A 23,215-nucleotide genomic window follows, 5' to 3' on the forward strand; every position below is an offset into this window, starting at 1 on the left:
GCGCTCGAGTTCCCTGCTAGGCCGAGTGCAATGACAGCGAAACTAACTTTTTTTCTCATGGGTTGCCCCTCGACCAGACTAGGCTCGACGGCCGAGTGCTCGCTCGATCTTCTGATCGGTCTTGTATTGGCTGAGCGCATAAACAGCCCAGATGGTTGCGGGAAGCCAGCCGACGACGGTCAGTTGCAGAATCAAGCAGATGATTCCAGCGATCGGGCGACCGATGGTGAAGAAAGTCAGCCAGGGCAGGATCAAAGCAATGATGAGACGCATTCGTTTTCTCGTTCAGTGCCCCTGTTTACGCGAGGCGCCGCTCGGGCCGTTGCCCATATTTTTAAGGCGACCGTTCGGGTCCAGTTGTTCAGCCTTTTCCGGGATGTGCGTTCGCTTATCGCTTACGAGCCGTATAACGGTCGGTGTGATATTTGATCGGGACACCAATCGAGACGTAGTTCCGTTCCAGGAACTCCACCACCTCGACCTTATCGAACGTCGCTACCGCTTGTGCCAAACCTGCCTGCAAGTGGCGCGCGATCTCGTGTGCATCAGGATGGTTGACGTCTTGAGAGAGAATGTATTGATACGGCTTTTGTCGATCCGTAACAATCTCGACTTCTACTTGGTTCCCCACGACTTGGACGTTGAAAGATTTGACAGGGCGCTTCGCCATAGTGTTATTCCTCATTGGAGTGGCAATGTGCCATCCCTTCCAATGCCACGGCCGCGTCAAGCGCGGCATGGGTACTGCTGGGTGTTTTCCTCGATCAGTTCGTCTGATGCGGCCCAACGTCGAAAGTCACTCCACCGTCCCATTCCAGCGACACTTTAGCGCCGCAAAACTTGCACTTCGCTTTTTCGCCGTCGTGCGTGTCGCCGGCAATATGAGCGCTCCCGTTGCGACCACACTCAGCGCACTTGTAGACGTACAAGACTAAATCCTCATCCATAGCGTTTTCCGTAGTCAGCTTGATCACTTCCGCAACATGCGATTGCGATATTCTGCGGCAACGTCCTCAGCGCGGAAGAATTCGTGAGAACTACGATTAATTTGCTCGAATCTAGTCCTAACGAAGGCAACGACGGAGGCCTCGTCTGCGATCGCAAACTCGGATCGAATCAGCGAGACTGCTTTGGCAATTTCTGCAACAGCGTCCTGGACTTGATCTGCCTGTTCTTTGAGTGGGTCGTACATAATTTTTTCCTCTTTCGCCGGCATCGTGCCAGCTCTCTCAATGCACCATGCCCGTCATGCGGGCCGTGGATGCTGCTGTGCGGATTTTCCGCTGGATTAGTGCCGTGCGTAGGCGTAGTACAGGTCCGCTTCGCGTTCCCAGTTTTCGGGCAGTTCTTGTTTCATCGTCATCCCTATATTCATCCGCCTGCTGGCGGGTGGCTGTCGGGCGCACGCGGCGCTTTTTCTCGGTTAGAGTGGCTTCTTTGGTGGATCTTCGACGAGTACGACTTGAGGCAGGCCGTCGAACCAGTCCTTGAATTTTTGCGAGTCCTCGAATGCAATTTCAGACTCGCCGTATTCGACCGCGATGGCGTGACCAGCATCGATCAGCGCGCCGACGCTTTCTTTGAATACCTCACCATTGCCGACTGTAGGATGGCGCGCATCATGCACAGTCTCGCTGCTGATATGAATGCCGGGTTGTTTTTTCATTTTGAACTCACTTTCGTTATTCTCGACTCGCGCCGGATTGGGATGCCGTTTCCGACCCTGTGTTCGCGTGACGCATCACGCTATTCTCTCAATGCCCCAGCCGCGTCGAGCGCGGCATCGGTACTGCTGGGCTTTTCCGCCCTGTTCAGCCTGATGCGCTTTCGCGTCCAGCCGTCACCGCACAAGCCTTATGCGCGTCTTCGAAAGTGATTACCTCACGCATGTAGGCACTCATGATGGCACCCGGCGACGCGGCTGCTTTGACGCCGCACTGTTCGCATTTGAACCCATCGGTAGTGATGCGCAAGGCGCTATGGAATATGGGATTCGTCATGTTCTTTTTTGTAAAGCTGGGACTGGCACCGCGCCGACCCTCTCAATGCCTTAGCCCCGTCGAGCGGGGCGTTCGATGCTGCTGGTCCCTTTCCTTGGTTCGCCGGCACCGCGCTCGTCGCAACAATTCCTGAGACCGTCTTGCAGAGCATTGGGTTTACAGCGTCTGCATCGGTGCCATAACCAAGCCAATAATGGTAGATTTCACCCTGGCAATTCTATATCTCCAATCTTACTGGGTCCACGAGAACTTAACGAAATCGCACGTTGAGATCGTAACCAGCTCGCGTAGCGATCGGCAAGAGTGCCACCTCGCTTTCCATCGAGCTAAAGGATGTTCGTGAACATCTCTTCGAGCCTATTTGGTGACACCTGCAAGTACGGACGGACGTGGTCCAGCTCGGCGTGGCCAAGTAGCTGCTGGACGGTCTCGACAGAGTGCCCTTGGGCGATCAACCTCGACGCCATCGTGCGTCGGCCGCTATGCGATGAACCGCCTTTGATGCCGGCGTCGCGATATAGCTTGGTAATGTGGGATTGCAAGCTGTCGCATGCCAAATAATCGACGCGCTCGCCGGCAAAGCTCACACGGCGCTTGGTGTTGAGGTGGAATTTATAGCCTTTGTGGGTCAAGATCAGCATGCTCGTTGGTTCCAGAGCCCGATAGCGTCCAGGCTCGCCAGTCGTTCGTAGGCGCCGCGTTATCCGGTAGTTCAGGTATTGGTCAAGTGCCTCGATGACCTTTGCGTGGCTGAAGTACACGCAGCGCTGCCGGCATCCTTTTGTGATTGCCGCGCGACGGCTAATCTCGTCGCGTAGAGCACCTGACGGAAACAGCACGTCCTGAACTTCGATCTGTGCAATTTCGGTTACCCGCATCCCTGCTGTTATACCTAGTAGCAGGACCAGACAGTCGCGCTCGGGATGTCGACTGGTAGCCGCGGTGACGCGCAGAAGATGACGGATTTGGCCCGGCTGGAGTGTGGTGGCTTGGGCCATGCTAGCCTCTGAACAGGATGGATTGAGAACGGGTTCAGAGGGAGAACCATGCAGGCTCTTTTTCGAGCATAGCACGGCCCGGTTGCTGAGGTCCTCGGAAAAGTGATAGGACGGCGGTCGTTAATGGCCAAGCGACCGCTTTTATCTAGAGAAGCCCACTTTCGCTAGCGGACAGCCGTAGCGCTCTTCCCTCTCTGGAAACGGTCGCGAACACGTTTGATCCGCATGCGCATAGTAGAATCGCTTGTGGCATCAATTCACAAACAACTTAACCAAGAAGGATGAAATATGGCAAAAGTAGATCTGTCAGACTATAACCTCAGCGAGCTCAAAGGACTGCAGGCGGAGATTGAAAAAGAAATCAAAGCCCGCCAACAACAGGAAGTCACTAAAGCACGCGAGCAGATTCTTGCTATTGCTCAGAGTTTGGGTGTATCGGTTGAAGAGCTGCTTGCGAATAGTGGCGCAAAATCGAAAGGCAGCAGCAAAAAGGTGCAAGCCCAGTATCAGAACCCAGCTGACAATGCGCAGACGTGGACCGGTCGCGGCCGACAGCCAAAGTGGATTGCTGAGGGATTGGCTGGTGGAAAGTCGCTCGACGATTTCAAAATCTAACTATCGGTTCTCCCCTGCTGCCACAAGGCGTATCGCTACACTTTGAGCGGCCGGGTACTGCTCAGTGCATGGCATGGCTATCCACATTTTTCGTGGATAACCTTACTGATAACGTCGTAAGAACTAGCGTTCATGCGGCTCTCTGGTGGTTGCCCGATAATTGGGCAACCACCCAGGTCGGCGCTTGCTGCAAGGCCTTCAGTGATAATACGGATTATCATGTAAGGGCGGCTGCGCCAGCAGGAACGTAAATTGCGCTTACGGCTGCATGGTCGCAAGGTTTAGGACCTCGATTCTGCACATTCCCGCTGTGCGGCCGACGCATGCCATGTGCACATGTCACTAACGGAAGCGACGCGGACGATCTCCTCGCCCATTTGGGATCGGCAGGATTGAGTCCGGTCGCTACGTCCTTTCGATTCGAATCGGCAACTCAGCACAGCCGCGCTGCGCGGCGCCTGAGCCATTCGGCGAACGCCTCGTCCTCGACCCGGTACTCTCCGATGGCCAAGCGCGTGACCATATTCTCGGCCTGCAGCCGGCGCAGCGCATGGGCTGCAGTGCTCTTGTTGGCTTTGGTGCCAAGCATTTGAGTCAGGCGTTCCAGCCCCGCCGCGCTGTGTAAGTCGTTTTCACCGCGCGCGATAAGTAAAATTATTGCCTGGTCTGCCGGGTTCAGGTCAGCCCACTGCTTGAGGAACTGCTCGTCCGAAGACTGACTCTGAGCATCTTTTTGTTCATTCTTGAGTCCCTTTTCCTTTGCGTTCAGGTGCCAGCCATGCCCCGGAAGATCTCTTCAAAAGTTGCGCTGCACTTTCACGGGTTGACGCATCGAGCTGGCTTTCTCCAGACTCACCCAGGTCAAGCATTACTGCCAGCATGATGGCCTTTCCCATAGGGTGATCTGTCGCGACGTGAAAACGGGTTAGGACCGCTTCTACGCTAGATTCACCTTCAACTAACGGTACCGATGTAACTGCGCCTCGAACTGTGCGGGCTAGGCACAGGCTAAGCGGGTGAGGTTTCTGTCTAGAATCACGACGTTTTTCCTTGACCTCAAGCGCTAAAGATCGCGTCGTACCCTCCGCGCGCCTTAGTTGCGGCCGCAAGCTCGTCCACCAGCCCAATGTCCGCTAAGTGTTGGACGAGGCTGAGGAATTCGCCCAAACCGGTAATCCCGATGGCGCGGTAAATTTCGCCTTTGCTGTTTCGGATTCCAACCTGCATGCGCTCAGCCCGTATGTCTTCCATGGAGCTCACGGGCATATCAAACTTGTTGGTGATCTCGCTATCAAACTCCGCAATTTCCTTTTGCTCAACCAGGTTTGTAATCATGGTTGCGCGCGGGAGCGTCTCGCCGTCGGTTTTAAGGGCATTTTTCGCTGCCTGTGCTATGCGCTCGTCTCGACTGCCACGTTGTTTTGCTTGTCCCATCACATCTCTTTCATTGGCAAACCGGCCGTATCGGTGCGCCGAGGGGCGCAGTTTTCTATTCCTGACTATCGAGCTTCGGCCGCTTCACGCCGTCGAAGTTTCGTCAAGTCAGGAAGCCATCCCTGCTCTTGAAGTTCTCGAACGGCTCGGTGGGACGCTGCGTAAATGTCCAGGGTAATAGTCTCGGGTGATCGGTGCCGGAAGCGCACAGCCTTGCGAAAGAATGCTTTTGCCGAGGCGACGTTGCCCCTCGGATCTAGCCGGAATCGGATGGTCTTGCCTGATGCATCGACAGCTCGGTACAGATAAGCCCATCGGCCACGGATCCTTACGTAGGTCTCGTTCACTCGCCAAGACGTACCTGCCTGGAATGAAAAGGGACTCCAACGCTTGTCGAACTCCGGTGCATAACGCTGGACCCAGCGAAGGATTGTCGTGTGAGCGATCGACAGGTCTCGCTCTGCCATTATCTCGACCAGGTCACGATATGACAGCTTGTAGCGCAGATACCAGCGCAGGCACAGGATGATGATCGCTTGTTCAAAGTGTCGACCTTTGAAGAGGTCGCTCTTGCTCGGGCGGTTGCGCATGCTGGGCAAAGGCCGTCATTTTAGTCTAGTTGCAGGCTTGCATCAGAGCCCTGACCGGGCCTGATTTGCGCAAAGCCCGAACCAGCTACCCATCGTAACTGCCACCGTTGTCTACGCTCTGTTCCGTAAGCAGAATTAAATGGGACGGCGATACACGTAATGCGGCTGCAATCCTAAAAATTACCCGTACTGTCGGCTGCCGCTCGCCGCGTTCAATCAAACTGACGAAGGTTCGGTCAATCTCTGCAGCAAGTGCGAGCTCCTCCTGGGTGAGGCCGACTTCCTTTCGAACCGCCCGTAATACTTTTCCAAACGCCAGCCCTGGATCCAAAAATTCCTCCCGTTATGTGGGAGAAATGATGTATCTCGGTTACTATTACGTCTTCGGACTATAGTCATCATTTTGGTTTGGCCACTCGAGCTAGTTGCTTTGAGCAAATTTAGTTTCTTAAAAAGCAACTCATCATAACTTATATCTTGCACCAGCAGTATCGCGATGATCGAAGACTTTGCACCATTCGTATGTCTCTTGACTGACAACGAAACTGACAGCGCTTTTTGTCTGAGGTATTGGGCATTGGATGTGGCCAGGGCGTGGAGCGAGCCTTTCGACAATCTTTTGGCAGATTCCGGACTCAGCAAATGGGAAATGACGACATTACTCAAGTCCGCATGCCGTGCGTACCTTCCTCACCTGCGATGTGGCCTCTGCAGAAATCCTCTTGAGGTAGGTTCTCGTAGTAATTATTCTCCCCGGACAGGATCTCTCATAAAGTTCGGAAAGCGATTACGTCCGCCACTTTGTTCGGCTTGTGATAAGGCAGCGCGTGTAGACGATCTGGCTGCGCATTTCTTCCAAGTACTACAACACCGTGATCGTGTAAACGCAGCCTTGAAGCAGCTGCATGAAAGTGCTCGGCCACTGGACTTTTCGAAGTTAAACTATGTGCAGTCATTTTTTCTTTATTCTGCGCTCGTCGCAGCAAACGCGGGACCGGACAACCGTGTAATTCCACCGCTCCAATCACAGTCGGAAGCACTCGCTCCCTCTGCAGAGCTAACAAACGACATCTATGTCCGCCTTTATATGGACAGAATCTTGCTGCCTTACTGGTCTTCCAATCCAGATGCGATAAGCCTTGAGAAAGAAACTGGTGCCTTGACGTTCAACATCCGAACATGCGCCTGGATGCTTCCCCATGATGTCACAGGCAGGTCAATTGACGAGATTTTATTAGCGCTGTTCCAGCGTCTCGATCAACCTGATCCGAAAGCTGTAGAGGAACTTTGGTATTTGGTAGCAGTAGAAGAATGCAAGAGATATTTCATCAGCCAATGTGAACGATTCCGGTTTATTCATCCCAGTATATATTCTTCAAATGTTGATACATCTATCCGCCATTATCTGGACCGCTGCTCAATTGGGCAGATGTGGAATATTATCCACTACTCAATCAAAAATCTTGCAGCGCTCGCACAAGAGGGCAAATACACCCGGCAGCATATCTATAACATGATCCCTGGAACTATTCGACGCTGTGCGGAGTACCGCCTCGCTAAAGACGAAGAGATCCACCCTTGGCGCCGTCCTTCGCTGACAAAAGAATCTTGGATAACCAGCATTCTATTGGATAAAGTCTTGAAAAATGGGGAGGCGTCGTTTGAGATGCTGAAAGGAAGCAGCGTGGTCAAATACGTCGAGCGTATGTTTTCTAATCCATGCGCGCTTTTTCGATAATGTAATTATTTGGGAATGCGGAGCCGATGAAAAATGGATTAAATGTTTCGGTACACAATCACGGAAAAAACAAAGCTAAGTACAACCAATAGCATCCGAAGCTTTAAAAACACATTACGCTTCTGGGGGGATTGATAACGTGTTTTACGATATACGAGGCGTTGTTCGTTGGAATTGCCTGCAAGGAAAAGGGCTTTATGCTTAGCTGGCTAGTTATCTGAAATAACGATCCGGTTCCATGTTAAATTAAATTTTAAGATTAAATTATTTTTATCCAAAGCCACTTAAGGAAAATATGAGTAACCTTGTTAATACAATTGATCATGATGAAGACGATGAGCAGAATTGGATAATTAAGCTCGCTCAGCATATTCGTGACGCAAACTCTGATGTTGCCATCGAAAATATTGCTTCCGACGGTAATTACTATGACCCGTTGAAGGACCCCGCGGTGCAGAGACTTGCTGAGCTTGTTGACCGCTGTGGCACTGACATAGCTCCCGCTTATCTCGAAGGTTACGCAAATGCACTTTTTATTGCAGAAATCATCGATACGATCGTCTTGAAGGCAATCATAAAGCATGTACATTTAATGGAGAATATCGATACCGATGATTCAGCTGCTGGTGAGATTTTTAGCCATTAAGTTTTTGGTGGGCGGTCTCAGGAATCAAATGCAACAACGGAATTAATGGATCAAATCGGCCTGCAATTGTAGTTGCGCCATGTGTTTGGTATAACAGCGCGCAGAGTTTTAACTAAGTGTTTCTCGGTAGCAGGTGTTGAGCAAGAGCACCATGATGTTGGGGTATTCCTGGGACTAGATCGACAGGTTTGACCTTTGGACATGTATTCGTGCAGTAGGTCGTTCATGCTTCGTTCGAGTGATGCTACCAAGGACTGTACGGATCGGCGAAGTAGATCTGTACACCAGTGCGTTCGGTCAGAATTTTGTGGCCATGCATTTCACGCTCTTGATCGTAGGTCATCGACTTGCGTAACGCCGCAGGCTACCGTTTCAGCACGGCCGAAAACAGTTGCTCATCGGGCGCGTGCCGGTATTGTCTATTTTGGCCAGCACCACGAATCGGGTCGTGCGCTCGGGCAACGTGTTAACCGAGGAGCGGTTGCCTTCGTCCTTGCTCAGGTCACTTTTCTAGTGGCCAGAGATTAGACAGTCCTCTAGTTCGGGAGGGCAGATGTAGATGCTTTGCATGTCCTTAATTTGACTGCGGCGATCACTGCCTCGGCTACGCGCCTTGCGCACCTGGGTGTGATGGCGAAAGCACCCGGTCAATTCGCGCTTGAGTTCGTCACGTGGGTGTAGGTAGATTGCTTCGTAAATCGTCTCGTAAACGACCGTTTTTTCTGAGTCGTCAGGCGACATGGCTTGGATGTATGTCCGCAATTTGCTGCGGCGACTAGAGTAGCTTCGGATAATGCCGTACGACTTCGAACAGCGTACCATTGACGTCAAGCTTGGGTGTACGCTGCGGTGCAATGCGCCGGACATAACTCTGCTAATGAGCAAGATTGGCATTATAGGTAGCCGATGCAGGTGCCCGGCGTAGTTCATGGCGGATCGAGTTGGGCGCACGATAAGGCGTCCGGCAATGGATCGAATACTGTTCTGGTCGTCGCGCATCGTGGTCACGACAGCACGCTTCTGTGTCGTCAGATGGGTATAGATACTCGGCATGGCAGCACTCTGCCGGAAAGAGAGTTGGGCTTGGTTTTAGAGAATGCCCAGCATAAGTAATTCAGCTATCATCGAATAGCCCCCGTGCGAGACATCTCCCACGAGCGCTTCTTTTTATTCCTGCGCCTGGCCTAGCGGATCGTCGTCCACCCGCGTGATGGAGATAGCGGCCGCTTGGAGGGCGGCAAGGTTCGAACCATTGCGTGGCGAAACCCATTCGAACCCATGACGCTGGCTATGATTTTCCCAGAGAAGCTGAATTTTTCGTGGATCGGCGTAAATCACTATCGCGGTAAGTTCGGCGGACAAACACGCGCAGTCAATGTTACGTTCCGGTGAAATAGGCTGCAGCTGATCTGGTCGAATTGCATTGAGTCCTTTTTCAATCGCCTCCCTCAAAGTGTCCGGAGCATCAGGGCTGACATCACGGCCAAAACTGCCCACGTAAGGGCCTGTGATGGAAAGCCGCGAATGACCCATCGACTCGCTGAGTTGTAGTCGAATTACGTCTCGATCGCCTGCCGGCATCTGGCCACCGGTACCACCTAAAGTTGGCGGGACCAGACCGCGTAATAACGTCGAGTTTTCTGCAAATTGGGCACGCAGGCCATGGCCTGTGCAATCCGACACCGCTTTCGAAATACCGAGCTTGCTCATAAGATAGTTGTAGTGGTTTGTGGAATACTTAAATGACGCACTTTTTTTATCTTTACCCTCCATGGGCTTCCCATCCAGACGCTCTCGCCAGCCAAATGCGTCGTTTTTTCCTTTAGTTAGTGCCTTTGCCTGGTCCAGAACCCACCGTTGTTCTGGTGTATCGATATAGATGCTTCGCGGCCTGCCGTTCTTCGTTTCAGTGAGCGCTAATTTGTCCTCTCGATCCACTACCCATGGCTTTAGCTGTAAAACTTCTTTTCGACGTAAACCGAACGACACTTGGAGCATGATCATGACGGCGAAACGTGGATCAATGGTGTAAGCCTCAAGTATTTTCTCAGGTAGGTTTATGCCGGCCTCCGACCAGCTTTTGCTTTTTTTCGCAACGGTTTCTACTCGTAGCTCCTCTTTCGGCACGTGCGGCAGATAGTAATAGATACTTTTTACCAAGCCCTTTTTTCCAATTCGATTGCAGAAAATCCGAAGATGAGAAAGGTAACCCGAGATCGTATGGGGAGCGAGCTTCCGATCATGGTAGTCCTGACATAGGACCTGAATGTGTCGGTCGCCAATATTGTTTATGTGCATCAGTTTGTAATTCAGCGTATAGAGACGCCGGAAAGACCCCCGTAGGGCTTCTCCGTGCCTAGTGGCTGTTTCATAGGAAGCAACGTTCCCGTTCACGCGCTTGCCTGCGTATTTATCAAGGTAAACGTCTAACGATTTCATCAGCAGGTCCATATCAAGCTCCAAGTTAAGTGGCGCATGCCACGACCTTTCACTATGCACGGAAGACCATGCATAGGGAGATACCGTGCTGCCACGAGATATATGCCAGGGTGAAGGGCCCTAACTTAAGTACACTCATTTCACGCTGTCGCCTTCATGGCTCTTCGACAACATGTCGCCACCTTGCGGTAACCGATCGCCAAACGGACTACTGTCGGGCCCGGAACATTTACGCAGTTTCTCGCGTAGCGCTTCTCGCCCGCAGGCAAGTTTTGGGTGGCGCTAGCACCCAGTGGTTTCTCTCCCGCCGTAAAGCGTCGCGGAGGTCAGCAGTAGCCCGGCCTATGGCCAGCGCATCCTGCGTCCGGTGGTACCGGAGGTCCGCTCTTTGTTCCCATTAATTGTGACGGAGATGCTCTTTATTCCGAACGCATTGGTGATGCCCTATATCAAAGCGGTTTGCCAAAGCATTCCACATTCAATTCTGGGGCTTTTCGGTGTTGAGAAACGTCCGCAAACCCGCATGGATGCTGGGTTTGCTCGACACTCTGTGTTGAACTGTGATGGAAGTATGCGAAAAAAATTAGCCCACATGGCTTCTGAAAACTAATTTCGAGAACGCGTTGCGCCGGTGAACAGGCGAACTTGGGAGGGTGCCGCAAATGCGGCAGCTAAGAAACCCTTTCATTTCCGGGGAAAATGAAAGGTTAGATGGCGATAAAGATGTTACTTGAGACGCGACTGTACACCAGCGAGCTAGTGGACGTGCGAGTGCCGCGATGCAGCAAGTTTGAAGAAATTTTCTTCCAATGAACTAAAGAACTTGATTGACAACGTGCCACAGGGTGGCGAAGTTATATTAGGGCAAGGTTACTAGCGCGTCAAATTAAATCGTTCATTTTTTTGTGCGGCATTCGCTCGTGACAGCGCGCGCCATTCATCTATCCTTCTTTATATATACGAAATGTACAACGCCTATACGTTCTTCATACACTGAATACACATGGCACAGTCATTTTCGCATCACATATATCCGAAATAAACTCGCCGTGTACACCGAATGTACATTTTTTGCACATCGCTGATATTTCTGCTTATACCAGAAGCAGCCTCAGGAGAATTATGGTCAACATGTTAACAAAAGGCATCCCAGCGGATAAAAGGTCAGTTCTTCGGCGGATCGAAGATCTGCTACCGCAGATCGAGGATGGTCTTGCTAAAGGTTATTCGCATGCCGCAATGCATGCCGAGCTGCCTGTGCTGGGAATCAACATCAGTCTGCCGTATTACCACCGCGTGCTGCACAAGCTTCGAGCCGAGCGCCGGCTTGCAGGGTTTGGACTGACTCCGACGCGGGAGAAGACGCCGGAACCACAAGCGCAGCAAGGTAGCGCTGCAAATGCGCTCGATCTTAATAGCGCATTTGCTGAAGGATGTCTCGACGCCATAGGTACTATCGTGACTGAGTCAGAGGAACCTAAACCGTTCCGATGGAAGGGGCATGATGTACTGACCAGAGACTTTTCTAAATTTTAAAAGGTGGACATATGAAGCTTTGCAACCTCGTTCTTACGAGTAAAGGTGGTGTTGGTAAGTCCTTTATTGCATGGATTTTAGCCCAATATGGCAAGTTCAAGGGCTACAATATCTATTGCGCTGATACAGACCCGGGCAACCCGACATTTGCCAGATATAAGGCCTTGCAGGTCCATTATATCGATATCGCGAACGATGAGATGCAGATCGATCGTGCACGGTTCGATGATTTGGTCGACAACGTCGCCGAGCACGAAGGATATAGCGTTATCGATACTGGCTCGACAACATTTTTCCCCCTTATGAGTTATGTTACCGAGGCGTCTACCTTCAGTATGTTAAGAGAAGAAGGCGTTCGGGTTGTCATCCATGTGCCCATCGTCGGGGGCTCTGCGGTTACAGAAACACTTTTGGCCTTGGAAAGCATATTGAAGTGGACCGATGTCGAGGTGGTTATTTGGCTAAATGGAAACTTTGGGGTTGTCGAGTTGAACGGGAAGCCTATTACTGAAACACAGCTATACAAGAAATTTGAGAATCGTGTGCTAGGAATCGTGAATATCAAAACGCGTGCCGCCGATACATTCGGAGTCGACTTCTCGAATCTCCTGCGAAATAAACTTACGTTTGACGAGGTCGGCGATCATAAATTCAAACTTTCACAAAGGCAGCGCTTTGCCGAAGTACGCCGGGACCTCTATGAACAACTTGACACAATCACGGTCTGAAATGTACGACGCCGCTCAGATGCGTGCTATTACGGCCGATGTATTCGCCGTGACCGGTAAAAAAATGGACGAGGACGATCCTATCGTCGTAGCTGCTTTCTTCCAAGCCCATATCATGCGCGAGGCAACCCGGGAAGCAGCTGGGCAGATTGCCGAGGCAGGAAAGGCCGTGAAGGTTGCCTTAGATGATGCGCGTAAGGTAGTAGCTGATGCCAGTGCTCTTGCACGGCAAACTGCGGCTGAGCAGAAGGCACACATCAATGCGGTTGACATATGCTTGAGAAAAGCCATACGTGAGGCGGGACGTGTTGAGTCCAGCCAAGTAGGTCCGCCACGAGGCTGGCGCGGCGTGCTCGCCGGAGCCGTTTTGGGCATCTTCGTCGCGGCCGGTTTGACGTCGATCGTCTGCAACTTCAGCTTTTCGTGGGTTCACGATGCTTCTATAGGGCGTGCGTACATGCGTGCTATCCCGACCCTCGAACCGTCGTTGCGGCAAAAACTGCTCAAGCACGTCGAGAAGCAGCTCAAATGATTTTCTGACGGTGTGGACTGCGCCGCCCTCGTCGCTTGCTATTTGGGCGTTCTCAAGAACGAAGTGTAACGGCGGATTAATGAACCGAATCGGCTTGTAATTGTAGACGGGCAATGTGCTTGGTATAGACCACGACGGGTGTTTTCCACACGAGCGTTTCTCGAGGCCGGGTATTAAGCGATAGCGCGATGGCGTCGAGGTCTTCCTGCGAGTAGATCGACAGGTCCGAGCCTTTGGGCATGTATTGGCGTAGCAGACCGTTCGTATTTTCATTCAAGCGACGTTGCCAGGGACTGTACGGATCGGCAAAGTAGATCTGCACGACAGTGCGTTCAGTGAGGCTTTGTGGTCATGCATTTCGCGACCCTGGTCGTAGATCATGGACTTGCGCATTGCCGCAGGTTGGCGGTTGAGCACGTCTGAGAAGCTGTCGACCACTGAGCGGGTGCCGACGGTGTCCGTTTTGACCAGCACCACGAAACGGGTGGTACGCTCGACCAACGTAACGACCGATGAGCGATTCGCTTCGCCTTTGATTAGGTTGCGCTCCCAGTGACCAGGGATGAGACGGTCCTCTATCTCGGGTGGCCGGATGTGCGTGTTTTACATATCCTTGATCACGCCGCGGCGTTCGACACCACGGCTGCGCGGCTTGCGCATCTGGTTATGATGGCGCAGGCAGGCAGGCAATTAATTTGCGCTTGAGTTCTCCGCGCGTGTGCAGGTAAATCGTGTTGTAGATCGTCTCATGACAAACCTTTGATGGGACACAGTGTCCTGCTGCGGCCTATACAAAACACCAGATGTTTGGACACGGTGTCCGATTGTTGCTTAATAGGAAACCATTTGTCATTGATGAGATGCAGTTTCTCGTTGCACGATCACGTATCGGTTCAAGATACCTTTCTTCCTTCACAAAGACGTCTGTTATCGATTCAATCAATGTTGTATCAGTCCCTAATTCGTAGTGAATTCGTAACACTTCTGTCATTACAGCGATCTGCGCTGCAGAGCGATATTCGCCCTATCTTTGCAGTGAGCAACTCATCAAGCGCATAAAAGGTAACTAACTAACGGATCAGAATCCACCCCTACTCTCCAGATACGCCACAAGCTACTCAACGTCCGCACGTCCCTGGCGACTCACCGGCCCCAGTGCTAAAAGAGCCAAGAGAGAGAAAAGAGCAAAAAGAGAGCAGAGAGAGGTCCCCGGTTTCGCCAGAGTTCGTGGCAGTTGCATATCTTGGGGTAATGGTTAGGGTATGTGGGTTAGTTACCTTTTATGGTATACTTGGCTGTAATTCCACTTTCCTTTCAGCTCATGAAAAACCTGACTTCCTGGGACGCAGACCCGATCCAGGCCTTCAAGGAATTTGTCACCACCCACGATTTCGCCAAGACAGGTCGGCGCTTGCGCGCCGACGGCACGTTCAAGTCCGTGTCGAAGGAATCGGCCAAAACGTACATCTTCATGTTTGCCAACGTGGCCACCTGGATCGCTGGCCAGGGCAAGACGCTCTCGACTGTGACGCATCGCGACCTGGTGCGCTTCGTCAACCGCGTCGACGGCGGTAAGCCGGTCCTCAACAGCAAGATCGGGTACCGTTACCTGCGCCTGCTCGAACGATGCTACGAACACCTGGGCGTTGTACCCAATCCAGCGAAGCAGGCGATCCTCGCCACCGACCGAACTGAACTGCCGAAAGACGACGCCGGCCGTGCGCTCTCGCCAGAGCAGCTGCAGCGGTTCTTCGACGCCCTACCGGCAGATCCACCGAGGCGGCGGCGCGTGACCCCGTTCGATGGCTGGAAGCGCAGGCGCGATCGGGCCATGCAGGTCGTGATGGCGCTGGCCGGCCTGCGCGTAGCCGAGTCGATCGGGCTTCTCGTCCATGAAATCGGCAATCAGGTCGCACTGGATGGCTCGATCAACCTGACCATTACGCCTGCTGAAAAGCACGACACCAGCTATGAGCACATCGCTCCCCTGCCCCGCGAAGGCGTCGCCGAGCTGCGGTCATGGCTGGACGAGCGGTCGCGAATGGTGAACGAGCTGGCGCTGCCTGGCGACTTCGTCTTCCCGGCCAATCTCGAAGGCGGGAAAATGACCAAGAAAACAGTCTACAAACAGATCCGCGCAACGTTCGAGCGCGCAGACCTGGACACCTCTCGATCTGGCGGCCGAACCTTGCGCAACACGTTCGCGAAGGGACAATTGGACAGCGGCGCCAGGCCGGACGAACTGAAAGATGTGCTTGGCCTCGCGCTCGAGCGTTCAGCCGCCGACTACAAGTTCACGCGAATCAAAGACGACCTGAAATGAAGCTGTCCATCATCCTCGAAACTCTCGCCGCCGCGCGCCTGCCGTCCGTGACCAGCAAGCAGCTGAAGCAGCTTGTCGGCACCGCCGAAGGTAAGGCGTTCGCGAACGACCTGAGGTGGTATGCTGCTGGCGAAACCCGGCGCCGCGAGCACTTAGCTGCGGTTGTGCACGCGCTGGCGCCAGGCGTACGCCGCACGGTCGAGCAGTTGGGCTTCCGCTTTGACCTATCGGCGATCATCGCCGCGGCCAAGCTCGACGGGTCGGCAGGCATCGACACGATTAAGGCTGCGAATGCGAACCCCGGCAACCGGGCCCGGGTTGTCGTCTACCTCCAGGGCGCTGGACTGCAGTTGATGAGCAAGGGCGCGACAGCGGCGCCGGCACCGGTTGCGCCGGTCGAGCCACCCTATTACAGCTTCAAGATTTTCGGTGCTTCGGCTGCGCTGTGCATCGCGGAGGCCATAACCAAGGCGGATCGCAGGCACACGATTAACATTGAGGGCGCGGTAGTGCTCGCCGGCGACAGTGCTCGCAAAGTATTCGACTGGCCGAATAAGATCGTCGTCCAGCTGACCGTGCAGGAAGCTTATCAGGTACTGGCCCTACTGGAAAACAAGACAAAGTCTCTTCGCTTCGACGGCCACGGTCGTGAGCACGACAAGTCCTTGCAGATGGAATTTCAGGACTCCCATTACTTTTTTCGACTAATCCAGCGTGGCCGAGCCGCTATTTCGGTGCCAGTGAGACCTGTAGATGCAATTTCCATGGTGTCATTGCTCTACAAGCAGCTGCTGCTTAACGAACCTCACCTACGGATCGACGATATTCATTCGATGGTTGAGCGCATGGCCTCAATGACGTGCCGCTAATCGCGATCCAATTGCGGCAGTGCACTGGGGTACCTTTGTTATGGCTATTAGATTGAGCGTTTTCTCACCAGTCGTCATTGCAAACCGGAACTCTCGGAAGAGTCAGCGATCGTGTACCGGGCCATGTTTAGCAATTTCGCAGCGTGTGTGCAGGCAAAATAGAAGCCGATGTCGACGCTGCATGAGACCAATCTGATGCGTTTCATTGCCCGCACGGACGTTGGTTAGCGCCCGCGTAACGGTAAGATCGCCTACCGCTGCCTGCGGCTTCTGGAACGGGGCTTCGACCATCTCGGCATAGGAGAGAATCCCGCGCAGGTGGCGTTATGCGGCATGAACCGCGGCCATATATCGTCGAACGCCGGCATGGACGGGCTCACCTACGAGGAACTCGAGCGATTCCTCCTTCCCTTCCCCTATGCGGGGCCAGGAAATAACGAGCCAAGTGCGTGGAGGCGACGGCGGGAACCCGCCATGCACGTCATGATGGCACTCGGAAGACAGAAGGTGCCGAAACCGTCGGCTTGCCGCTGGACGAGGTCGGCCGGGAGTTAGATGGTACCGTCATCCTAAACATCACCCGGTTCGCAAGCGTCGAATCAGCTGCGACCATAAGACGGTGCTCGCGACACCCAGCGTCGCGGTGTTCGTAGCTTGGCTCGAAACACGCGCGGGCCTGCACATCCCCGTCAACCTTGGCAAATGTAGGAGCAACCAGCTCGACAAGGCGACCATATACCGCAGGACGCGCCACTTTCAAGCGGAGGCCTCGTCATGCGCCGGCAGCAGCAACACGCTCTGCACCACCTTCGTAGTAAAGCAGCGGTACGGCAGGTTAGCGGGCCTCCTGCTTGGTCGATGACTCATGCCACTGGACGAATATGCATGCTGCCAAGGCCAAGGGGGCCAAAGTATGCTTAGCGGGAAAGGTCACCGCCAATTGTGCAACCGATGCATGGCACCGAAGGTAAGGTCACAATATATGTGCAAGGTAAGAACCGACTTCCGGCTACCCCGCCCTTCGGCAGGTGCAGTCAGGACCGAAATCAGCCCTCTCGTACGGCCAGACAGCCTTCCTGCACAAATTTTGTGACTTTAGTGGCTTATCTGCAGCTTGAAGTACTGGAAAGGGCGACGGTTCTCGGCCTTTTTGGGTTCAAGTGGCACAATTCTAGTGACTTTGCCCTTGTGCTGTGGCTGTCCAAGGGTTGAGTGCTGCCCCGCCGTTGGCATAATCCTGTCAGCACAATCCGGGTGACTTTGCTTAAGCTGTATGGGTGTCTTCCAGTATTTTCGTGGCCAGATCATTAGCCAATGCGGCTCTTCCTGCACATTCCTGGTGACTTTGCTACGGCTAAGATGGCTCGGTCTAGACATTTGGCTTCAGATGACGTGCGTCTCCCAAGTTCAGCACAATCTTTGTGACTTTGACTTTAGACTGCCCGGCACAGCATTAGAATCTTCTATCCGCGCGGCGGCCGACTTGACGTTTTCTGCACATTTCCGGTGACCTTAGGTGCAGATTCGGCGCCCCTTGGTAACGTACGTCAACTTTTTATACAACCCAGCTGACAGCTCAGCACAATTTATGTGACTTTGATGCGGAAATTCCGGTTTTTTGCACAAATACAGTGACCTTGCCATACCAAGAGCCTGATGAATTGCACAATAGTTGTGACTTTTCCCGACCATTGCATCGTCAGATGGGGCCAGAGCTAAAGTCAGTTTGAATGAAGGAGCATCGGCACAATTATTGTGACCTTTCGCGTTCAAAAACGGCCGGATCCCCCATGCTTCGTGGCTCCCAGCGGATCCAACACAATTTCAGTAACCTTTAGCACAATTGTTGTGACCTTCGTGGCTAAACCAATCCACGGACCCGCAAACAAAACACAAATTCAGTTACTTTGTGACGGAAAAACATGACCTTACCGCACATCCGCGGCGACCTTGAGTCACCTTTTTGTAGCTTAGCCTACCTAACCCATTGAATTTGTTAAGTATTCGTTTCGCCTGTTTGTAGTGTTTTGTTTATAAAAAAAACCTACTACCGCTAAAGGTTCTGTGGACAAGTCATGTAAAGTCCACTGCACTTATAGTGACAAATCTACAACATAACCAAGCAAAGTCACAAAAAATGTGCGCCTACGCGCTGACACAGCACGACAAGACACTGCAACAGTCCCTAAGCACTGTTGGCATGACCCTAGATCTGCAAAATGTGGAAGCAAAGTCACCAGATTTGTTTTGACAGTTCGACCTTTCGCTGTCATTCTCACGGCAAAAGGAGGAAATGCATGAGCAACCCGTCACGACAACTGGCCCTAGCGTTGTTTTCCGATTTCTCGCTCTCTGACAGAGGAGTCGTCGAAGCGCCGATGGATCTGGGATTCCGCCGCAACAATGCATTGGTCAAGATTGTCGACCTGAGCTTGGCTGGCCGCCGACTCATCGACGTAGCATATTTTCTCGCGGCCGAGGATACAGAACTGCACAAGGAATACCGGGTGGATCTTGGCCTGTTTCGCTGGCTGCTTGGAACGACTAGCCGCAATTCCCGGCACCTCCAGAAAATTATCCGGGAAGCCCAGAAGGCGGCGATCGAACTCAACGAGATCGACCTCGAAGACTCATCACGGGACTGGTACGGCGCTGTGCCGCTGATGGGCCCGGCCTTTGTACGTAATGGCGAATTCCAGTTCGAACTCTCAGAACGGCTGCAGGTTGCCATAAAGAACCCGACGACCTTCCACTTCCTGAGCCTGCGCTACGTCTTCAAGTCCATCCACTCGAAGGTCTTGTACGACCGCCTACAAGAATACATCGAAGAAGGGGTGACTCCCTGGCTCGACCTTAGGGCGTTGCGCGAATGGCTCGAGTGCGACAAGAAAACATACGACCTATTCAAGCACTTCCGCAGCAAGGTGCTTGACCCCGCGATTTCCGAAATCCGCGAAGTCACCAAGCTGGAGATCGAGATGCAGACGATGAACGTTCCTGGCTCAAAGCGGATTGGCCAGGTCAGATTTCGGCTCTCCCAAGTGCAAGCGCACTCGAAGAATGAACAAAAACTCGAATTCATTGTTTTACGTTCCCAGTACGAAACCCTCAGCACCGAGTTTGCCCTGACCCAGGCAGAATTCAACGAAATCATCACAAACCGGGAGTTGTACACGGACGAACGCATCCAGCAGGCAATCGATTACACGCGGCATAATGCAAACCTCGGCAAGATCAAACTGCGCGCTGGCGGCTATCTCATGAAGGCTCTTCGGGAAGGTTACCTGCTCGGCACCCTGGACAAGCAAATTCACTCTCGTATTGCCAATGCGAGCAACGCGGCAGCCGCCGCAAACAAGGATGCGACCGAAAGGGAGACACGTGCGCATGACGCTGTGACAGATCGAGATCAACGGATGGCAGACTTGGGGTGGGACGCATACGAGAAGCTGACACCATCCGAACAGGCTGATGCCCTGTCGGAATTCTGCCAGGCTCCAATAGCGAAACTGCTTGCCCGCGCCATCAACGTCGAGCTGTCCGAGCTTCGCGAGCACCTGTCCGAACCACGAGTTCGAAGCAGCTTTGGGATGTTCGTCGCCGGCCGCTTCCAGAAAGCAGTCAAGGCGACAAAGCAGGCACAAGCTGCGTTAGCCAAATGACCGTGAACCGAGCGCCGAAGAGCTCAGCAAGAGGGCTGTCATCGTTGAGTTTCCCCTTTGGGAATGCCATCTAGTACCCAACAAAACAACCTTGGCCGCGCCTCCCTTTCCGTCCCCTTTTTCAGTACCACTCCAACTCACGATTCTCACAAAACCGCACGCTAAAGGCGTTATGTGGCCTTAGCGATGAGGCTACCCAATCGAGTAGACTGTACCGCTTGAACCCTTGACGATTTGATCTGCTCAACAAGTGCCATATCAATGCCAGCTGGCGGATGGACGAGACGTACATCAAGGTCAAGGGCACCTGGAAGTATCTCTACCCTGCGGCCGACAAGCAAGGAAAGACAGTCGATTTTCTTCTGACGGCTCACCTCGATCCAGCTGCTGCAAAACGGTTCTTCGATAAGGCCATCCGTGGGAACGTCGCGCCAGAAAAGGTCTCGATGAACAAGAGTAGCGCCAACAAGACTGCCATCGATTAGATCAATGGCAGCACGGTCGTCCTGATCAGTGTGCACCAGATAAAGTATCTGAACCACATAGTGGAATGGGCCCACCGAGTTTTCATGCGGGTGACCAAGCCAACGCTCTACTTAAGGCCTTTCGGTCTACGGGCCGCGTGCGCGCCGGCGTCGAGCTCATACAGATAGTCCGCAAGGGCCAGTTCATGGTCGAAGCCATAGATTGCAACGGTGATTTATTGCGCCTCCAGCCGTTCGGTCCTCGCATGTATAGCCAACGGTTGCGGCTCTTCCACGAACGCCTAGTGCTGGTTCGTCTACCCGAACCGATCCGGCATCCGACGGGCTCAAATGTCCATCAATCAAGCTGGGCCCTTCCAGAAATCTTTCTAATTGGTTAAAATTCTGCATTATCGAGAAGAACTAACAAAATGCAGAACACCACGTCAAATATGGAATTCGGAATTACATGAAAAAGATAAGCATGCACGATCTCGACACGCTGGCGGTTACGGCAGCGGATGTCTTGTCCCAAGTGCGCGACGCGATGATGGAGCCGCACCCCCGCAAGGAAGCCCCGACCTTCAGCAGTGCCGCGATCGCCGAAATGTGCGGTATCGAAAGAACGCAGATGAAGTACTTGGCGCTCAAGCATGATCTGCCGACCGGGCGCAAGATCGATGGCTCCAAGGCCAAGGAGTATAGCCTTGAAGACGCAATCACTTGGGTTAAAGCCATCGGGCAGCGCCCGACTCGTCCCGGCGGACAGTCGGGCAAGGTAATTGCGGTCTGCAACTATAAAGGCGGCGTAGCCAAGACGAGCACGACGGTTGCCATCGCACAGGCAGCAACGCTCCGTGGCCTCAAGGTGTTGATCATTGATTGCGACGGCCAGGGTAGCGCAACGCAGCTGGCGGGCCTGAGCCCTGAGCAGGATGTCGAGATAGAGCACACGATCATGCCCTTTATTCATGGGGACCAAGAGGACCTGCGCTATGCGGTGCAGGAAACGTATTGGCATGCGCTGTCCGTGATCCCGGCATCCAGTGGTCTCTTGGCTGCGGAATTCGCGCTACCAGCTAAGGCAATGGCGCAGCGGGGCTTCCGATTCTGGGAAGTCTTAAAAACCGGCGTCGAGCCGCTGCGCGAAACATTCGACCTGATCCTGATCGATACTTCCCCTTCCCTGTCGCACCTGACGGTAAACGCGATGATTGCAGCTGATGCGCTGATCATGCCCTGCCCGCCGGACGCGTTGGATTTCGCGTCGAGCGTACAGTTCTGGGGCATTTTCTCAGAGCTGACGGACAGCCTCCCATGCGCCAAGGAAAAGCACTATGACTTCATCTCCATCGTCTATACAAAGGTGCAGGCCAACGAAATCTCGCGCCTAGTCAAGACTTGGATGACCCAGGCCTACGGCACGCATGTCAACGGCATCGAGATTCCGGAATCGACGGCGGCGCGCACGGCATCCGCCCAGCTCAAGACCATCTACGACTTGAGCAAGCCCGACGGCAGTACCGAAGCCTACAGGCGCTACAAGGAGCCACTGGACCGTCTCGCGGATTATGTGATCGAACAACTCGCACTGGCATGGAGCGCAGCATGAGCATCTACGACAAACTCGGCGCCAAGACCGCCGGCATCAAGGCGCGCACCGTCGAACGCGTCGCTGATAAATCACCGCGGACCGCTCCGGCGATGTTCCTCGACGCAGCGCAGCGCATGGACGCGGCCGAACAAAAGGTTGAGGAGTTGGAAGCCAAGCTGCGTACCGCCGAAGCCCAGATCACGAGTCTTGAACTGCCTCTCGATCAGTTGCATGAGGTACCAGGACGCCGGCGCCAGCTATCCGACGATGAATTCGCCGAGTTGCGCAAAAACCTGAAGCAGAACGAATTGGTAACGCCGATTGTCGTGCGTCGCCTTGCCGAGGGCGAATATGAGATCATCTCCGGCAACAACCGGGTGGCAGTATACCGTGAGCTGGAACGAGCAACCATTCCGGCCGTAGTACGTGATACAGAAGCCGAGCAGGCGGACCTCCATGCATTCTATGCGAACCTGCTGCAACCCAATCTTCCCGACTACGAGAAATACCTAGGCTTTTGCATGATCCAGCGTCAGCGCCCCGGCCTGTCGCACGAACAGATCGCGGACATGGCGGGAGTTTCGCGGTCACAGATCACCAAACTCATGGCTTTCGCTGGACTACCCGAAGCGGCCCACGATCGACTGCGCGTGCATGTCCACGCCCTGGGAGCCAATGCGGCACAAGAACTAGCTCAGTTGGCACGGCAAGGGCGGGAAGAGCAGGTGATCGAAGCGATCGTGAAACTTATCGCCGGCGAGGTAGACCAAATCCGGGCCGTGAAATTTGCATCGCCGCCCATGGAACGGCCAAGGAGCAGCAAGCCGGACCCGACGACGATTAAAGTCGGTAAAGCAGTCTATTGTGCGATGCGCCGCGCCGACAAGGTATTGCGTCTTGAGTTCAAGTCGGCGGAAGAGGCGCAGGTGATCGAAAGCGCCATTGCGGAGGTGTTGTGGAGCCGGGCGGAACATCTCAAGTCGGGCAAAAGCTGATTGTTCTACTAGAACAACCTTATTATTCAAAGACTTACAAATTTCAATCGCG

General features: G+C 53.4%; 22 protein-coding genes and 2 pseudogenes. 12 read left to right on the forward strand and 12 right to left on the reverse strand.

Annotation, left to right across the window (positions count from 1 at the left end; genetic code table 11):
* Positions 1-78 precede the first annotated feature (78 nt).
* The 5 genes from U1H99_RS28060 to U1H99_RS28080 all read right to left on the reverse strand — a co-directional run bounded on the left by U1H99_RS28060 (position 79) and on the right by U1H99_RS28080 (position 2,998).
* Positions 79-273, reverse strand: coding sequence for a YqaE/Pmp3 family membrane protein (locus U1H99_RS28060; protein ID WP_323144905.1), 195 nt, complete (start codon positions 271-273; stop codon positions 79-81).
* A gap of 115 nt (positions 274-388) precedes the next feature.
* On the reverse strand, positions 389-670 hold the full coding sequence (locus U1H99_RS28065; RefSeq protein ID WP_323144906.1) for a hypothetical protein: 282 nt from the start codon (positions 668-670) through the stop codon (positions 389-391).
* 300 nt (positions 671-970) lie between these two features.
* Positions 971-1,192, reverse strand: coding sequence for a hypothetical protein (locus tag U1H99_RS28070; protein ID WP_323144907.1), 222 nt, complete (start codon positions 1,190-1,192; stop codon positions 971-973).
* Positions 1,193-1,423: 231 nt separating this feature from the next.
* Positions 1,424-1,666, reverse strand: a complete 243-nt coding sequence (locus U1H99_RS28075) for a hypothetical protein (RefSeq protein WP_323144908.1) — start codon at positions 1,664-1,666, stop codon at positions 1,424-1,426.
* A 660-nt stretch (positions 1,667-2,326) separates the two neighbouring features.
* Positions 2,327-2,998 carry a tyrosine-type recombinase/integrase gene (locus U1H99_RS28080; RefSeq protein WP_323144909.1) on the reverse strand — a complete coding sequence of 224 codons (672 nt, stop codon included), beginning with the start codon at positions 2,996-2,998 and terminating at the stop codon, positions 2,327-2,329.
* 288 nt (positions 2,999-3,286) lie between these two features.
* Between U1H99_RS28080 and U1H99_RS28085 the strand changes: the two genes are divergently transcribed.
* Positions 3,287-3,613, forward strand: a complete 327-nt coding sequence (locus U1H99_RS28085) for an H-NS histone family protein (RefSeq protein ID WP_323144910.1) — start codon at positions 3,287-3,289, stop codon at positions 3,611-3,613.
* 433 nt (positions 3,614-4,046) lie between these two features.
* Here U1H99_RS28085 and U1H99_RS28090 read toward each other — a convergent pair whose 3' ends face one another.
* From U1H99_RS28090 to U1H99_RS28105, 4 genes are all read right to left on the reverse strand, one after another.
* Positions 4,047-4,202, reverse strand: coding sequence for a hypothetical protein (locus U1H99_RS28090; RefSeq protein ID WP_323144911.1), 156 nt, complete (start codon positions 4,200-4,202; stop codon positions 4,047-4,049).
* Between the two features lie 467 nt (positions 4,203-4,669).
* Positions 4,670-5,047 carry a hypothetical protein gene (locus U1H99_RS28095; RefSeq protein WP_323144912.1) on the reverse strand — a complete coding sequence of 126 codons (378 nt, stop codon included), beginning with the start codon at positions 5,045-5,047 and terminating at the stop codon, positions 4,670-4,672.
* 65 nt (positions 5,048-5,112) lie between these two features.
* Complete coding sequence (locus U1H99_RS28100; protein WP_323144913.1) at positions 5,113-5,637, reverse strand: IS6 family transposase; 525 nt, start codon at positions 5,635-5,637, stop codon at positions 5,113-5,115.
* Positions 5,638-5,722: 85 nt separating this feature from the next.
* Positions 5,723-5,968 (reverse strand): helix-turn-helix domain-containing protein, encoded by a 246-nt coding sequence (locus U1H99_RS28105; RefSeq protein WP_323144914.1) that lies wholly within the window; start codon positions 5,966-5,968, stop codon positions 5,723-5,725.
* Positions 5,969-6,133: 165 nt separating this feature from the next.
* Here U1H99_RS28105 and U1H99_RS28110 point away from each other — a divergent pair, with 165 nt between their 5' ends.
* On the forward strand, positions 6,134-7,375 hold the full coding sequence (locus tag U1H99_RS28110) for a hypothetical protein (RefSeq protein ID WP_323144915.1): 1,242 nt from the start codon (positions 6,134-6,136) through the stop codon (positions 7,373-7,375).
* A 295-nt stretch (positions 7,376-7,670) separates the two neighbouring features.
* On the forward strand, positions 7,671-8,021 hold the full coding sequence (locus U1H99_RS28115; protein ID WP_323144916.1) for a hypothetical protein: 351 nt from the start codon (positions 7,671-7,673) through the stop codon (positions 8,019-8,021).
* A gap of 42 nt (positions 8,022-8,063) precedes the next feature.
* On the opposite strand, the pseudogene U1H99_RS30245 reads toward U1H99_RS28115, so the two are convergent.
* Both U1H99_RS30245 and U1H99_RS28120 read right to left on the reverse strand, forming a co-directional pair.
* Positions 8,064-9,074 (reverse strand): annotated as a pseudogene (locus U1H99_RS30245) (IS30 family transposase).
* 114 nt (positions 9,075-9,188) lie between these two features.
* Positions 9,189-10,472 carry a tyrosine-type recombinase/integrase gene (locus U1H99_RS28120; protein ID WP_323144917.1) on the reverse strand — a complete coding sequence of 428 codons (1,284 nt, stop codon included), beginning with the start codon at positions 10,470-10,472 and terminating at the stop codon, positions 9,189-9,191.
* Positions 10,473-11,582: 1,110 nt separating this feature from the next.
* On the opposite strand from U1H99_RS28120, the gene U1H99_RS28125 reads away from it, so the two are divergent.
* From U1H99_RS28125 to U1H99_RS28135, 3 genes are read left to right on the forward strand one after another with little or no spacing between them, the layout of a single operon-like run.
* Complete coding sequence (locus U1H99_RS28125) at positions 11,583-11,996, forward strand: hypothetical protein (protein ID WP_323144918.1); 414 nt, start codon at positions 11,583-11,585, stop codon at positions 11,994-11,996.
* Positions 11,997-12,007: 11 nt separating this feature from the next.
* The gene (locus U1H99_RS28130; RefSeq protein ID WP_323144919.1) at positions 12,008-12,724 is read left to right on the forward strand and encodes a nucleotide-binding protein; all 717 of its coding nucleotides are present in this window, start codon (positions 12,008-12,010) and stop codon (positions 12,722-12,724) included.
* Positions 12,696-13,256, forward strand: coding sequence for a hypothetical protein (locus tag U1H99_RS28135; protein ID WP_323144920.1), 561 nt, complete (start codon positions 12,696-12,698; stop codon positions 13,254-13,256). Before U1H99_RS28130 ends, U1H99_RS28135 begins: the two co-directional genes overlap by 29 nt.
* A 76-nt stretch (positions 13,257-13,332) precedes the next feature.
* On the opposite strand, the pseudogene U1H99_RS28140 reads toward U1H99_RS28135, so the two are convergent.
* Positions 13,333-13,850: pseudogene (locus U1H99_RS28140) on the reverse strand (IS30 family transposase).
* 727 nt (positions 13,851-14,577) lie between these two features.
* On the opposite strand from U1H99_RS28140, the gene U1H99_RS28145 reads away from it, so the two are divergent.
* From U1H99_RS28145 to U1H99_RS28170, 6 genes are all read left to right on the forward strand, one after another.
* Positions 14,578-15,579 carry a site-specific integrase gene (locus U1H99_RS28145; RefSeq protein WP_323144921.1) on the forward strand — a complete coding sequence of 334 codons (1,002 nt, stop codon included), beginning with the start codon at positions 14,578-14,580 and terminating at the stop codon, positions 15,577-15,579.
* The gene (locus U1H99_RS28150; RefSeq protein WP_323144922.1) at positions 15,576-16,448 is read left to right on the forward strand and encodes a hypothetical protein; all 873 of its coding nucleotides are present in this window, start codon (positions 15,576-15,578) and stop codon (positions 16,446-16,448) included. The genes U1H99_RS28145 and U1H99_RS28150 overlap by 4 nt, the downstream gene beginning before the upstream one ends.
* Positions 16,449-18,745: 2,297 nt before the next feature.
* The gene (locus tag U1H99_RS28155) at positions 18,746-20,110 is read left to right on the forward strand and encodes a replication initiation protein (protein ID WP_323144923.1); all 1,365 of its coding nucleotides are present in this window, start codon (positions 18,746-18,748) and stop codon (positions 20,108-20,110) included.
* A gap of 275 nt (positions 20,111-20,385) precedes the next feature.
* Positions 20,386-20,595, forward strand: a complete 210-nt coding sequence (locus tag U1H99_RS28160) for a DDE-type integrase/transposase/recombinase (RefSeq protein WP_323144924.1) — start codon at positions 20,386-20,388, stop codon at positions 20,593-20,595.
* Between the two features lie 463 nt (positions 20,596-21,058).
* On the forward strand, positions 21,059-22,186 hold the full coding sequence (locus U1H99_RS28165) for a ParA family protein (protein ID WP_323144925.1): 1,128 nt from the start codon (positions 21,059-21,061) through the stop codon (positions 22,184-22,186).
* Complete coding sequence (locus U1H99_RS28170) at positions 22,183-23,163, forward strand: ParB/RepB/Spo0J family partition protein (protein WP_323144926.1); 981 nt, start codon at positions 22,183-22,185, stop codon at positions 23,161-23,163. The genes U1H99_RS28165 and U1H99_RS28170 overlap by 4 nt, the downstream gene beginning before the upstream one ends.
* The last annotated feature ends 52 nt before the right edge of the window (positions 23,164-23,215 follow it).

Origin of the sequence: Massilia phyllosphaerae, from assembly GCF_034659755.1 — a bacterium.
Lineage (GTDB): Bacteria > Pseudomonadota > Gammaproteobacteria > Burkholderiales > Burkholderiaceae_D > Telluria > Telluria phyllosphaerae.